Annotated in this window: 9 protein-coding genes; 6 read left to right on the top strand and 3 right to left on the bottom strand. The window is 63.8% G+C overall.

Annotated features, from left to right (window positions below):
* Nucleotides 1-8: 8 nt before the first annotated feature.
* The 4 genes from KI611_RS08135 to KI611_RS08120 all read left to right on the top strand — a co-directional run bounded on the left by KI611_RS08135 (nt 9) and on the right by KI611_RS08120 (nt 7,855).
* Nucleotides 9-1,052 (top strand): FecR family protein, encoded by a 1,044-nt coding sequence (locus KI611_RS08135; RefSeq protein ID WP_226419320.1) that lies wholly within the window; start codon nt 9-11, stop codon nt 1,050-1,052.
* A gap of 162 nt (nt 1,053-1,214) precedes the next feature.
* Nucleotides 1,215-4,007 carry a TonB-dependent receptor gene (locus KI611_RS08130; RefSeq protein ID WP_226419319.1) on the top strand — a complete coding sequence of 931 codons (2,793 nt, stop codon included), beginning with the start codon at nt 1,215-1,217 and terminating at the stop codon, nt 4,005-4,007.
* 4 nt (nt 4,008-4,011) lie between these two features.
* Nucleotides 4,012-5,112, top strand: coding sequence for a cytochrome-c peroxidase (locus KI611_RS08125; protein WP_226419886.1), 1,101 nt, complete (start codon nt 4,012-4,014; stop codon nt 5,110-5,112).
* Nucleotides 5,113-5,128: 16 nt separating this feature from the next.
* Nucleotides 5,129-7,855 (top strand): M16 family metallopeptidase, encoded by a 2,727-nt coding sequence (locus KI611_RS08120; protein WP_226419318.1) that lies wholly within the window; start codon nt 5,129-5,131, stop codon nt 7,853-7,855.
* A gap of 37 nt (nt 7,856-7,892) precedes the next feature.
* On the opposite strand, the gene chrA is transcribed toward KI611_RS08120, so the two are convergent.
* On the bottom strand, nt 7,893-9,257 hold the full coding sequence (chrA, locus tag KI611_RS08115) for a chromate efflux transporter (RefSeq protein ID WP_226419317.1): 1,365 nt from the start codon (nt 9,255-9,257) through the stop codon (nt 7,893-7,895).
* Between the two features lie 269 nt (nt 9,258-9,526).
* Here chrA and KI611_RS08110 point away from each other — a divergent pair, with 269 nt between their 5' ends.
* Together KI611_RS08110 and KI611_RS08105 are read left to right on the top strand one after the other, a co-directional pair.
* A complete protein-coding gene (locus KI611_RS08110) occupies nt 9,527-10,177 on the top strand; it encodes a ribonuclease HI family protein (protein WP_226419316.1) in 651 nt (216 codons plus the stop codon).
* Between the two features lie 98 nt (nt 10,178-10,275).
* Nucleotides 10,276-11,904, top strand: coding sequence for a methyl-accepting chemotaxis protein (locus KI611_RS08105; RefSeq protein ID WP_226419315.1), 1,629 nt, complete (start codon nt 10,276-10,278; stop codon nt 11,902-11,904).
* A 45-nt stretch (nt 11,905-11,949) separates the two neighbouring features.
* On the opposite strand, the gene KI611_RS08100 is transcribed toward KI611_RS08105, so the two are convergent.
* On the bottom strand, nt 11,950-12,369 hold the full coding sequence (locus KI611_RS08100; RefSeq protein ID WP_226419314.1) for a c-type cytochrome: 420 nt from the start codon (nt 12,367-12,369) through the stop codon (nt 11,950-11,952).
* Nucleotides 12,370-12,449: 80 nt separating this feature from the next.
* Nucleotides 12,450-12,986, bottom strand: coding sequence for a flavin reductase family protein (locus KI611_RS08095; protein WP_226419313.1), 537 nt, complete (start codon nt 12,984-12,986; stop codon nt 12,450-12,452).
* Between the last annotated feature and the right edge of the window lie 14 nt (nt 12,987-13,000).

Below are 13,000 nucleotides of genomic sequence, written 5' to 3'. Positions count from 1 at the left end.
TCTGCGCCATGCCGACACGTTCCCCTGCCCGCGCTGATCCGCTCGCCCGTCAAGCGGCCGAATGGATCATCCGTCTGAGTGCCGACGAAGCGGCGGAACGCGCTGCCGCACAGGCTGGATTCACCGCCTGGAAAAATGCCGACTCGCGCCACGCCGAGGCGGCGGCGCGCATGGAACGACTGGTCGGCAACCTGAACCAGGTCCGCGGCGACGGCGTTGCCCAGCCGGCCCGGCGCGCCCTGAATGCCGCGCTGGCCGGAAACCGCCGAACAGGACGGGCGACGCGGCTGGCCTCGGCGCTGCTGCTCGCCGCCCTGTGCATTCTCCCCGCCTGGGTCGGCATGCAGGCGCGCACGCCAAGCTACTGGCTGACCGACCTGCGGTCCGGCGAGGGCGAATGGCCGGAAACCACATTGGCCGACGGCAGCACTATCGCACTGGGCAGCCTGAGCGCAGTCAACATCGATTTCGGCCGCGCAGCGCGTACGGTCGAACTGGTGCAAGGCGAAATCCTGGTCGATGTTGCCAAGGACGCCGCCCGTCCGTTCATCGTCGAAACCGCGCACGGCCGCATCAAGGCGCTCGGCACCCGCTTTACCGTGCGGCGCGAAGCCGAATGGACCATCGTCACGATGCTGGAGTCGCGCGTCGAGGTCAGCCCGGCCAGCCGGTCCGGTGCGACGAGCGATGCGCCGCTGCTGGTCAGCGCCGGGCAGCAGGTGCGGATTGGCGCCGATGGTTTGTTCCCGGCCGAACCGATCGACGCGCCGAGCGTCAGCCAGGCCTGGTACAAACGCCAGTTCGTGGCGCAGGAAATGCCGTTGCCCGATGTCCTCGACGAACTCGACCGCCAGCGTCCGGGGCGCATTTTCTATGACCGGAAAGCGCTCGCCCGGATCAAGGTTTCGGCCGTACTGCCGCTGAACGACAGCGACCGTGCCGTGCAATTGCTGGTCAACAATTTCCCCGAGCTGCGGGTCCGCACGGTCACTCCTTATCTGCTCGCCGTCGACCTCGCGCCGCAGGCACACAGCGGCTTCCCGGAAAAATAATCGGGCGTTCCGGTTCCGCTTTCCGTTTTTCGTTCGTCAATGGAAGTGAAGGGCATGATCGGCCGCCAGGCATTTCCTGTTGGACAGGTGCGTTAGCCAGTTTCGCTTTGCGTCCTTCGCCCCACCCGGGGAGAGTCCACCGCCAACAGGAACCTGCCGATCATGCACAACACCTACCCAGCAGCCGCTGCCGACCCTGGCATCCGCGGCGCCATAAAACCCGTCGTCTTCGCCATCCATCTGGCCCTTGCCGTCATCGGCAGCACCCCGGCCCTGGCCCAATCGAGCGGCGTCGCCGCGACTTACAACATCCCGGCCGGCCCGCTGGGCGAGGCGCTCAACCGATTTGCCTTGCAGGCCGGGGTGGCCATCGCGGTCGATGCCGAAAAACTGCGCGACCTGCGGACGGACGGGCTGCACGGGCGCTACGAGGTCGAGGCCGGTTTCAGTGCCTTGCTGCGCAATACCGGCTACGGCATCAGCAAGACGGCCGCTGGCTACATGCTGGTGGCGCACCCCAAGGCCGCCCCGACGAGCCGCAAGGAAGAGGCCGGCGATCCGATACTGGGTGAAACGCTGGTCGTCGATCAGCGGGAATCGGCGGGAACCACGGTGGTCGATCGCCATGTGATCGATTCCCTGTCCGCCGGCAATGGCGACATCACCAGCATTCTGCGCGTCATGCCCAATGTGCAGTTCGATAACAACCAGTTGCATACCGGGCGGCAGGGCGAGATTTCGCCGGCCGACATCAGCATCAACGGTGCCAAGTTCTACCAGAACCTCTACCAGCTGGACGGCATGTCCTTCAACAACGACATCGATCCGGCGAGCGGCGACAAGTCCTCGTCGATCACCGAAGTCAGCTCGGCCAGCCAGGGCTTTGCCATCGACAGCAGCCTGTTGTGCAAGATCACCGTCCGGGATTCCAACGTGCCGGTCGAGTACGGGGCCTTTACCGGCGGCGTCGTTTCGGCCGATACCTGTGCGCCGACCAGGACCTTTGCCGGCCAGGCCTCGATCGGCACCACCCGGTCGACGTGGATGGAATACAAGATCGCCCCGGAACAGCAGTCGGACTACGACAACACGACCAGTTCGGATTACGCCCGCAAGTTTGAAAAATGGACCTACAAGCTCTCCCTGCAGGGCAAACCGACCGAGAACCTCGGGCTGATCGGCAGTTTCATCCGGCACACCTCGACCATCCCGCTGAACGGCGATTCGGGCTACAAGAACGGGGGCGGCTCGACCCCGGAAGAAACCCGGCAAACCGACAATTTCTTCATCAAGGCCTTCTGGAAACCGACGGTCGACCATGACGTCGACTTCTCGATCCAGTACGCGCCGACTGCCGATAAACGCTTCCTTGCCAGCATCAAGGACAGCCAATTCAACTACACCGCCGGTGGCCTGGGGATCAACACCGGCATAGTCAGTCGCTTCGACAGCTTCGTGTTGAGCCAACGGCTGACTTCCACGGAAATGGAAAGCTCGCGCGATGGCGATTCGAGCATTTACAAGACCTGGCGCTATTCGGCCGCCGACAAGAACTGGGGTACCACGACCCTGAGTCTTGAGGGTGGCTATGGCGACGTCGAACAAAAGCAGAGTGTCCAGGCGTATCTGGCGAAAGTCGATTGGGAGCCGGTTTCGCTGCTCTCGATGGCGCACCGTTTCCAGGCCGGCTTTGAATTGAGCCAGAAGGAATCCTCATATCACCGCAAGACCCAATACGAGTCCTACTACACCCCGGCGACCTACAGCGGCAACTGCATCCGGGCCGACGGAACAGTCGATCCCTATTGCTCGACGGCCGATACCTCGAACGGCTGGGCAGGACAATATCTGAAAAGCCGCGTCGTCTATCTGGCCGGCAAGTTCACCGTCAAGGACGATACGCGAAGCATTTTTCTGCAGGATGAGATCAAAAAGGGCAACTTTACGGCCCGCGTCGGGGCGCGCTACGAGGACAGCGCCTTGACCCCGGAGTCCACGCTGGCGCCGCGCAGCGCCTTCTTCTACGACCTGTTCGGCGACGGCAGCACCAGGCTGGAAGCCGGCGCCAACCGTTACTACGGGCGCAATTTCATGGCCTATTACATGCAGGCCAACCGCCTGTCGCTGCAGTCGGCAACGACAGGTTCCGGATTTACGCGCAGCAGCCTGACCGACTGGGGGCCGTTGGTAATGAGCACAACCGCCGCCGGCTATCATTTCGAAGATCTCAAGGTGCCTTACGACGACGAAGGCATGCTGGCCATCAAGCAACGCTGGGGCGGCGCCACCTGGGGGCTGAAGTACGTAGACCGGACAAGCCGCGACCAGGTGGTCCAGGTGTTGCGCAGCATCAACAACCGCTGGTTCGAGAACACCGGCACCGGCGAGGCGCAGACGCTGTCGATGACAATCGAGACGCAGCGCCCGATCAAGCTGTGGGGGACCATGACGTCGATCATGGCCGGGGCGGAAAAAATCAAGTCGCGGACTTCGCATGCCGACTATTACACCAGCGACCAGGATTACAACGACAACCGGGGCCTCGATTACGTCGTCTACAACGGCAGTCTGATCAGTGCCGGCGCCAAGCCGGCCGACAATTACAACCGGCCATGGACCGGACGGGTCCTGTTGATGACCGAGATTCCCCGGGTCAATCTCAGTATCGGCAATTTCTTCCGCTATCGCGCCGGTTATCAGAAGACCGTACAGAACGGGACCCAGGATGTCGGTGGCGTGTCGTACACCAATTACGACCGCCGTTCGTTCAAGCCGGCATTCACCTGGGACATGCGCATCAACTGGGATGTGCCGACGCCGACCGAGCAGAAGCCCTATGTCTCGCTGACCATCGACAACATCCTGAATGCGACCAATGCCATCGAAAACTCCGGGACCTATCTGGTTTATGAAAAGGGCCGTCAGTTCTGGCTCGAACTTGGGATCAAATTTTGAGGTGATGATGCGTCTATCGATCAAGTTGTTGTCCATGCTCGCCGCCGGCCTGGGCTCGGCGGCGGCCTTTTCCGCCGAACCCTGCCGCCAAGAGGCGACTTGGGACGTCGCCTGCCTGCGCCAGCACTACGCCGTGCCGCTCAAGGCCTGGCCGGCGCCGCGCATCGAGGGGGGCGGCGAGTGGCAGGAAATGGCCCCGGTCGCCCCGCCCGATTTGCCAAAGACCGTGCCCTACGCGCTGCTTCGCCTGGGCATCCGGCTGTTCTACGACAAGGCGCTCTCCGACTCAGGGGAAATCGCCTGCGCTTCCTGTCACCGGCCCGACCATGCTTTCGCCGACACGTTGCCGGTGACGCCCGGCCATGCCGGGCGCAAGGGCATGCGCAATGCGCCGGCGCTGGTTGGCGTCAGCCACGCGAGCAGCCTGTTCTGGGACGGCCGCTCGCCGACGCTGGAACACCAGGCACTCGGCCCGGTCGCCGATCCGGCCGAAATGGCGATGGCGCTCGACAAGCTGCCCGGCAAGCTCGCTGCCATTGCCGGCTACCGCGAGGATTTCCGCCGCGCCTACGGCGACGACGCGGTGACGCTGCCGCGCATCCAGTCGGCGCTCGCCGCCTACGAGCGGACGCTGGTACCGACAGCGACCCGCTTCGACGACTTTCTCAAGGGCCAGGCACAAGCTCTGAACGACCAGGAGTTGCTCGGTCTGCACCTGTTCCGGACCAAGGCCGGCTGCATGACTTGTCACAACGGGCCGGCGCTCAGCGACAACAAGTTCCACAACCTCGGCCTGACCTATTTCGGGCGCAAGTACGAGGATCTCGGCCGCCACAAGGTGACCGGCGAGCCGCAGGATGTCGGCAAGTTCAAGACCCCGACGCTGCGCAATGTGGCGCAGAGCGGGCCGTGGATGCACAACGGGCTGTTCCCGTCGCTGCGCGGCATCCTCAACATGTACAACGCCGGCATGCCCAGGCCCAAGCCGGCCAACGCGGTTCAGGCGGCCGACCCGCGTTTTCCGGTCAATTCCGAATTGCTCAAGCCGCTCGAGATGAGCGAAGCCGAAGTGCAGGCCCTCGCAGCATTCCTCAACGTACTTTGACCCGGCGCTCCGATTGATGACGATGCCCCTTATGTCCCGGCTGTTCCGTGCCGCTCCGCTCGCTCTCGCCATGCTGCTGCCTTGCCCGGGGTCGGCCGCGCCACCGCCCGCATGGCAGCTTGAGGCACAGGCCGGCGGCTTTTCGTCGTATCGGCTGGCCAACGGTTTCAAGATCATCCTCGCCCCCTTTCCGGCCGCCGCCACCGCCCGGATCGAACTACTGGTCAAGGTCGGCAGCAAGCAGGAGGGCTATGGCGAAAGCGGCATGGCCCACCTGCTCGAACACATGCTGTTCAAGAGCGCCGGCCGGCGCGCCGACCTGAAGAGCGAGCTGACCGCGCTGGGCGCCACCTGGAATGGCACGACGACGGCCGAGCGGACCAACTATTTCGAAACCGTCGTCGGCGATCCCGACAAGATCGACGAGGCGATCCGTATCGAGGCCGACCGCTTCATCCGGCCGACCTTCACCCGGGCGCATCTGGTCAGCGAAATGACGGTGGTGCGCAATGAACTGGAGCGTAAGGACAACGATCCGAACAGCCTGGTAACCCGCGCCCTGCAACGCCAGAGCTATTTCTGGCACGGCTACGGCCGGTCGACCATCGGTGCCCGCAGCGATATCGAGGAAGCGCCGTTTGCCGCACTGCAAGCCTTTCACCAGCGGCACTATCGACCCGACAACGCGGTGCTGATCGTCTCCGGCAAATTCGTCAGCCAGCGCGTACTGAAGCTGGCCGGGCGCCTGTTCGCCGCGGCCCGCTTGCCGGCCACCCCACGCCCCGCCACCTGGACACGGGAAGAAGCCCGGGCGGTGACCAATCGCAGCGAACTGTTCCTGGCGGCCGGCAAGGTGATCGGCGCCGCCGCCTGGAAGTTGCCGGGCATGAACGAACGGGAGACCCTGGCGGTCGATCTGGCGAGCGCTGCCCTATGCGCCGAAAGCTGGGGCAGCCTGCGCCGCGCACTGGTTCTCGAACAGCGCCTGGCGATCGGCGTCTCCTGCGGCGTGCAGGCCCAGCCCGACTACAGCCTGTTGCTGGCTTCGGCCTCGGCCGGCCAGGCGGCCGAGGCCGAGGCGCTGTCGCGCGCCTTGTTGGAACATGTCGAGCGCTTCGCCCAAAGCGGCATTTCGGCCGAGCAACTGGAGCGCGCCCGGCGCAATGAACTGAACGCCTTCGAACGCCTGGGCAGCGCCCACGAATCGTTCGCCGCCCGCCTGTCGCAGGCGGAAGTGGCCGGCGACTGGCGCCTCTTCTTCCGGCAGCGCGACATCGTCGCCGATCTGACGCTGGAAGAAGCCAATCAGGCCCTGAAGAAATGGCTGATCGGCATCAATCGCAGCGATGTCCTGTTGCGTCACGCCGAAGGTGCTACCCCGCCGACCATGCCCAAGGCCGAGCCGCTTGCCGCCCTGCTGGCCGGACGGGACTGGCCGGCCATCGCCGCCTCGGCCGATCCGCTGCCGACATCGCTCGACCAACTGGCGGCGCAGGTTGTGGCCATCCCGCTCGACAGCCAGCGCGCCCGGGCCGAACTGATCGCCCGCCGGACCCAGGGCAATCTGGCCTGGGTTAGCATCGCCAACGACTACGGCAACGCCGCGGCGCTGAGCACTCGCCAAACGTCCTGCGCGCTGGCCAGCAGCCTGATGGCTTACGGCGGTGGCGGGCTGGATCGCGAGGCACTGGCCAGTCGCCTGGAGGCCTTGCAGGCGCGCTGGTCGATCGGCCTCGGCGGCATCTCGTTGGAGGCCCCGCGCGCCAATATCGAGGCGGCACTGGACCTGCTGCTGGCGACCTGGAAAACACCGCTGCTCCCGGTCGGCGAATTCGAACGGCTGAAGGCGGCGCGGCTCGCCGGACTGGAAGCGGCCCTGAAAGATCCGGTGCAACTGGCTAGCAATGCCGTCGCCCGCCGATTCAACAATTACCCGGCCGACCATCCATTCCGGCCGCGTTCGCTGGCCCAGGCCCGGGCCGATGTCGAGGCCGTCGACATGGCCGAGTTGCGGCGCTGCATCGCCGATTTTTCCGGCATCTCGCAGATCCGGCTGGCGGTCGTCGGCGATTTTTCGCGGACGGATGTCGAGGCGATGTGGGCCAGGCTGGCCGAGCTGCCGCCGGCCCGGCTGCCCTACGAGCGGATCCGCGACATCGCCGCACCGACAGGCGTCGACGACCGCCCGGTCAGCGTCGCCATGCCTGATCGGCCGAACGCCGATGTCCAGGGCGTCGCCCTGCTGCGCATCGCCGAAGACGACCCCGACTTTCCGGCCCTGCGCATCGCCGTCAGGCTGCTCGGCGGCGATACCGACAGCCGGATCAGGACACGTTTGCGCGAACGCGAGGGCCTCGCCTACAGCGCCGGCGCAGCGCTGGCCGGAAGCAATTTCGAGCCGCGCAGCCGGCTCGGCATCAGCACCAGCGTGGCCAGCAGCAATGCCGAAAACGCATTGGCAATGCTCAAGGAAGAATTGGCGCGCGCCTTGGCCGAAGGTTTCAGCGAAGCCGAGGTGGCCCGGGCGAAATCACTGTGGAAGCAGGAGCGCAGCAAATCGCTGACGGCGGAAAATGGCTTGGTCCGGCAACTGTCCCAGGGCATGTACAGCGGTCGCGACTACGCATGGCAGGCGCGCTTCGACCGGCAGATCGACCAGCTTGGCGCGGCCGCGGTGACCGAAGCTTTCCGCAAATACCTGGCCGATGCTTCAATTGTCTGGAGCATGGGCAAGGGGCTGTAGATCGAATACTCACTGGCCGGCTTGCCCACATCGGAAATTACAGCAGCGTCTTCATCACGAACCCGATCACTGCGCACAGGCCTATGACCTGGATGACATTCATCTTGAAGCGGAACAAGGCAATGGCAGCGCCCAGCGCGATGACTGCCGCCCCCCATTCGAACGCCCCGGCAAAGCCCTTCGGCCACAGGACGTGATAGCTGAAGAACAACGCCAGGTTGAGGATGACGCCGACCACCGCAGCCGTAATGGCGGTCAGCGGAGCGGTGAATTTCAGGTGGTTGTGGGTTGTCTCGATGAACGGCCCGCCGGTCAGAATAAAGATGAAGGACGGCAGGAAGGTAAACCAGGTAACCAGCATGGCGGCGACTGCGCCGGCCAGAAACAGACTGTCCGGACCAAACACGGCCTTGACGTAACCCCCGATGAAGCCGACGAAGGTGACCACCATGATGAGTGGCCCCGGCGTGGTTTCGCCGAGAGCCAGGCCGTCAATCATCTGGGTTGGCGTCAGCCAGTTGTAGTGCCCGACGGCACCCTGATAGACGTAGGGCAGGACGGCATAAGCACCGCCGAAGGTCAGCAAAGCCGCTTTGGTAAAGAACCAGCCCATCTGCGTCAGGGTGTGGTCCCAGCCATAACTGGCAGCAAGCATCCCCATCGGCACCAGCCAGAGCAAGCCGCCCACGCCGGCGACTTGCAGCAGGTGAGCCCAGCTGAATAGTGCATGTGCCGGGGTTGGGGTGTCGTCATCAATCAATGCGCGGCCAAACGACTGGTCCGCCTGGTCGTGTCCGCCCCCGGTTTTGAACTTGGCCGGGGCTATCCGCCCGCCGAAGTAACCGATCGTCGCAGCGGCCGCGACGATGGCGGGGAATGGCAGGTTTAGCGCGAAGATGGCGACGAAAGAGGCGGCGGCAATGGCCCAGAGCACGTTGTTCTTCAGGGCCCGCGAGCCGATGCGGTGGGCAGCCTGCACAACGATGGCGGTTACCGCCGGCTTGATGCCGTAGAACAGGCCGGCCACCAACGGCATCTCGCCAAAGGCAATATAGATCCACGACAGGCCAATCAGGATGAAGAGCGATGGCAGCACGAACAGGCCACCGGCCACGATGCCGCCCCAGGTCTGGTGCATCAGCCAGCCGATGTAGGTAGCCAGTTGCTGGGCTTCCGGTCCGGGCAGCACCATGCAGTAGTTGAGGGCGTGGAGAAAGCGCCGTTCGGAAATCCAGCGGCGGCGCTCGACCAACTCCTGATGCATGATGGAAATCTGCCCCGCCGGGCCGCCAAAACTGATGAAACCGAGCTTCAACCAGAACCGGAAGGCCTGCCAGAAGCTGACTTCGGCCGGTGCGGCGACGAGCGTTTCGGATGTTGCTGTCGAGGCTTGATTGATCATTTCGGGCCTTTCTCAATGGAGGCCAGCAGTCCGTCAAAGATGATGCTGGCCAGCGCCTGCAACTGGTCATCGTCGGCGATGGTGTCGCGCAGGCCAGCCAGGGCGCTCTTGATACCGCTTGCTTCCGACGGCAGAGGGCTGGAAAAACTGCAACGCTTATCCGTAGCGATCGCAGGTTTGCCAGTTATTCCAACTTATCATGCCGGACGGCTCTATCCGCCAAATTAAGGCGGGCAGTATAGCGGCTGAATCAATGGAGAAATTATCGAATGGACATCGGTACCTGGCACGCCTGGTTCGACGGGGCGACGAAAGACACCAACCCAGGAATACGCGGCATCGGGGCAGTCCTTAAAGGACCTGCCGGCCAGATCGTGGAGATTGCCCAGGCGATTGGCGAAGGCACCAACAACGAGGCCGAATACTGTGCGCTGATGGCGGTACTCGATGCGGCCGTCGAGGCCGGGGTGCAAAACCTCGTCGTCTATGGCGATAGCCAGCTGGTGATCAAGCAGGTCAGCGGCGAGTGGTTGATCAATGCCCGGGGGCTGGTCCCGCTCTGCAAGACCGTGGTCGAACTGAAGGCGCTGATTCCGAACGTCAGTCTCTGCTGGATTCCGCGCGAAGAGAACACCGAAGCCGACGCCCTCTCGAAACGCGCCATCGGGGTTGCCGCGGCGACGCCCATCGACCGATCGGTGTGGATGAAAATCACGGAGATTGGCAAGCCGTTTGGCCTGTCCGGCGTGGCGCTGGGAAAACGGATGGACGCGGCAAAATTACGCGAAGGCGGCAAACCCACCCAACTGGCCCTGGATAAGGGATGCGCGCTGCAGGTCGAGAACAATTTCGGCCATGAGTATTTTTGGCACCGGAAGCTGCTCCCGGTTGCGCTGAAAGAAGCGCTGCTGCTCGATTGAGACCTTCGAGATGTCGGCCGGTAAAAACCAAGCAAGAACACCGAGCGCAGACTATCATATGAGCTACATTTAATATTTTTACAATATCGGAGACAGTCATGGCTTGGCTCGATAACCTGTCGCTACGCTACAAATTGCTGATCAACTTTCTCGCCAGCGGCGGTGTGCTGATCGTTGCCGTGCTCTTCTGCGTTCTGCAAATCCAGGCAGTCGGCAAGGACACCGAGCAGATCGCCAAAAACTGGCTGCCGTCGGTCCAGGCCGTGGGCGAAATCAGCCAGCTTCGCCTGCGCTACCGCGTGCGTAGCTTGGAATACATGCTGCCGGGGAGCGCCGAGGAAAAAGCCAAGATCGAAGGCAGTCTCGGCAAACTCAACGAATCACTCCAGGCCGCCTTGAAAACCTACGAAAAGCTGATCAGCTCCGATCAGGAACGGGCCATCTACCAGGACACCGTGAAGGCGGTGGAAGGCTACCAGGCCGCCGTCGACAAGGCGATCGCCCTGGCCCGCAGCGGCAAGGAAGACGAGGCCCAGCAATTGCGCCGGAGCGAATGGGTCAAGACCGCCAATGCCTTGCGCGACAAGACCGACGAACTGGCCAAGCTGAACCGGGACGGTGCGGACCAAGCCTCGGCGAGCGCCGAGAAGCGTGTCGGGACGGCCTTGGTTGGCGGCATCTCGGCCCTGCTGGCCGGCATTGCGCTGGCCCTGCTGGTTTCCTATCTGATCGCCCAGCGCATGGGTCACCAGTTGGATACCGCGGTGGTCGCGGCGCGCCGCATCGCGGGTGGCGACCTGCGCGGCGAGATGGGGCCGACCAGTCGCGACGAGGTGGGCAAGCTGGTGGGCGCCGTCGGCGACATGCAGCAATCCTTGCGCTCGGCGATGGGTGAGACGCTGAGCAGCGCCGGCCAGATTCTCGAAGCCTCGAAGTCGCTCAACCATGCGGTGCAGTTGATCGACCAGTCATCCTCGGTCCAGAGCAGCGCCGCTTCGGCGATTGCCGCCAATGTCGAGGAACTGACCGTCTCGATCAATCATGTGTCGGACAACACCAACGAAGCCTCGCGCCTGGCCAATGCGTCCGACGAACAGGCGGCCCAGGGCAACCAGGCCATCGTCGCGCTGGTCGGCCAGATCAACCAGTTGGCCAATGTCGTCCGCAACGCAGCGGAACAGATCCACGGACTCAAGCTGGAGTCGGAAAAGATATCGAGCATCGTCGCGGTGATCCGCGACATTGCCGACCAGACCAACCTGCTCGCCCTGAATGCCGCGATCGAAGCGGCGCGGGCCGGCGAAACCGGGCGCGGTTTTGCCGTGGTGGCCGACGAGGTGCGCAAGCTGGCGGAACGGACGGCGGTATCGACCGGCGAGATCAGCGGCATGGTCAATGCCATCCAGCAATCGACCGGGCACGTCGTCAGCGGCGTCGCGCAAGGCGTCGAGCTGGCCGACAGCAGCGTCGAACTGGCGCAGCAGGCCGGCGCGTCGATTGCGCAATTGCGCCAGATGGCTCAACAGGTCGCCGATGTCGTGCGTGAGGTCGACAACGGCCTGCGCGAACAATCGACGGCATCGACCGATGTCGCGGTCCGGATCGAACAGATCGCGACCCAGTCGGAAGAGGCCAGCGCCATTGCCCACGAAACCTCGCAGGCCGCCGAGAGCATGGACCGGACCGCGCAGCGCATGCAGGAAATCGTCGGCCGATTCAGGATCTAGCCGGCGGCAGGCAGGGCGGCACCGGCCGGCGCGGCCCGGCTCAGACTAATCCTTCTCCTGAAGCAGGTAGATGTAGTCGATCAGCGCATGGATGCGCGACCGGACCTTGGCTTCGGCCGGGTAAGGATTATTCGTAGCCGGCCCCGCCTGACTGGTGTAAACCTGCCCCCACAGCGGCATGTCGCGCGGGCCATGGGCTGCCACCGCCAGCCGGCCGTCGATGGTTTCGTAGACGCGGGCGGTCGGAAAATACCCGCCGTTCTTCTTGGACAATTGCGTCAAATCGGCGGGGGCCGGCTTGGCGGCCCCGGCAGCGGGAGTCCGCGCCTTGCCGTCGGAACCATGACAGGTCGCGCAGCTCTTCAGGAATTCGCGTTGGCCGAGCGCGCCGCTGTCGTCGCCGGCGCTGGCCGCGCCAGCCAGGGAACAGAGCAGCAGCGCGGCGATGGTGGAGATCTTTTGCATGATGATTATCTTTGGTGATGTCCGGCTGGCCATCCTCATTCGGTAGCCGGCCTGGGCGAAATTGCGGCGACTGGCCTCGCCTACTTCATTTTCGATGGCAGCTTGATCGTCTCGCCGGCCACCATGAATACGCCATTGCCCCGATGATGGAGCGTGTGCGGCTCGGGGCCGGCCGGGTTACGCCAGGCCTTGACCACCTCGAGGACGAAAAAGTTGTAGCGATTGACCAGCCGCGTATCGACGACGCGACACTCGAGGTTGACGAAGCACTCGGCGATCAGCGGTGCGTCGACCAGATCGGCCGCCAGTGGGGTCAGCTTGAACTCGGCGAATTTGTCGGTATCAAGACCTGAGGTATTGCCGCAGCCGACGACCTGGGTCGCCAGTTCGACCGACGGAATGTTGAGGACGCACTGCTTGGTCGCCTTCAGCGCCTGAAAGCTGAAATCGTTGCCGCTGACGACACAGCCGACCAGCGGCGGCTCGAATTCCATCATCGTATGCCACGACATGGTCATCACGTTGGCCTTGCCCTTGTGGCGGGTGGACAGCAGCAATACCGGCCCCGTTTCGAGGTGGCCGTAGACTTCACCGAGAGGAAACTCGCTTTTGGTCATTTCGTTCTCCTTGC

The sequence above is a fragment of the Dechloromonas denitrificans genome, from assembly GCF_020510685.1.
Taxonomy (GTDB): domain Bacteria; phylum Pseudomonadota; class Gammaproteobacteria; order Burkholderiales; family Rhodocyclaceae; genus Azonexus; species Azonexus denitrificans_A.
This window is presented reverse-complemented; position numbering and strand designations above follow the sequence as displayed.

Excerpts from the sequence above, each read along its gene's own strand:
- KI611_RS08110 (WP_226419316.1), top strand. The coding sequence starts at position 9,527 with ATGGACATCGGTACCTGGCACGCCTGGTTCGACGGGGCGACGAAAGAC.
- KI611_RS08130 (WP_226419319.1), top strand. The coding sequence starts at position 1,215 with ATGCACAACACCTACCCAGCAGCCGCTGCCGACCCTGGCATCCGCGGC.
- KI611_RS08120 (WP_226419318.1), top strand. The coding sequence starts at position 5,129 with ATGACGATGCCCCTTATGTCCCGGCTGTTCCGTGCCGCTCCGCTCGCT.
- KI611_RS08105 (WP_226419315.1), top strand. The coding sequence starts at position 10,276 with ATGGCTTGGCTCGATAACCTGTCGCTACGCTACAAATTGCTGATCAAC.
- KI611_RS08095 (WP_226419313.1), bottom strand. The coding sequence starts at position 12,986 with ATGACCAAAAGCGAGTTTCCTCTCGGTGAAGTCTACGGCCACCTCGAA.
- chrA (WP_226419317.1), bottom strand. The coding sequence starts at position 9,257 with ATGATCAATCAAGCCTCGACAGCAACATCCGAAACGCTCGTCGCCGCA.
- KI611_RS08100 (WP_226419314.1), bottom strand. The coding sequence starts at position 12,369 with ATGCAAAAGATCTCCACCATCGCCGCGCTGCTGCTCTGTTCCCTGGCT.
- KI611_RS08135 (WP_226419320.1), top strand. The coding sequence starts at position 9 with ATGCCGACACGTTCCCCTGCCCGCGCTGATCCGCTCGCCCGTCAAGCG.
- KI611_RS08125 (WP_226419886.1), top strand. The coding sequence starts at position 4,012 with ATGATGCGTCTATCGATCAAGTTGTTGTCCATGCTCGCCGCCGGCCTG.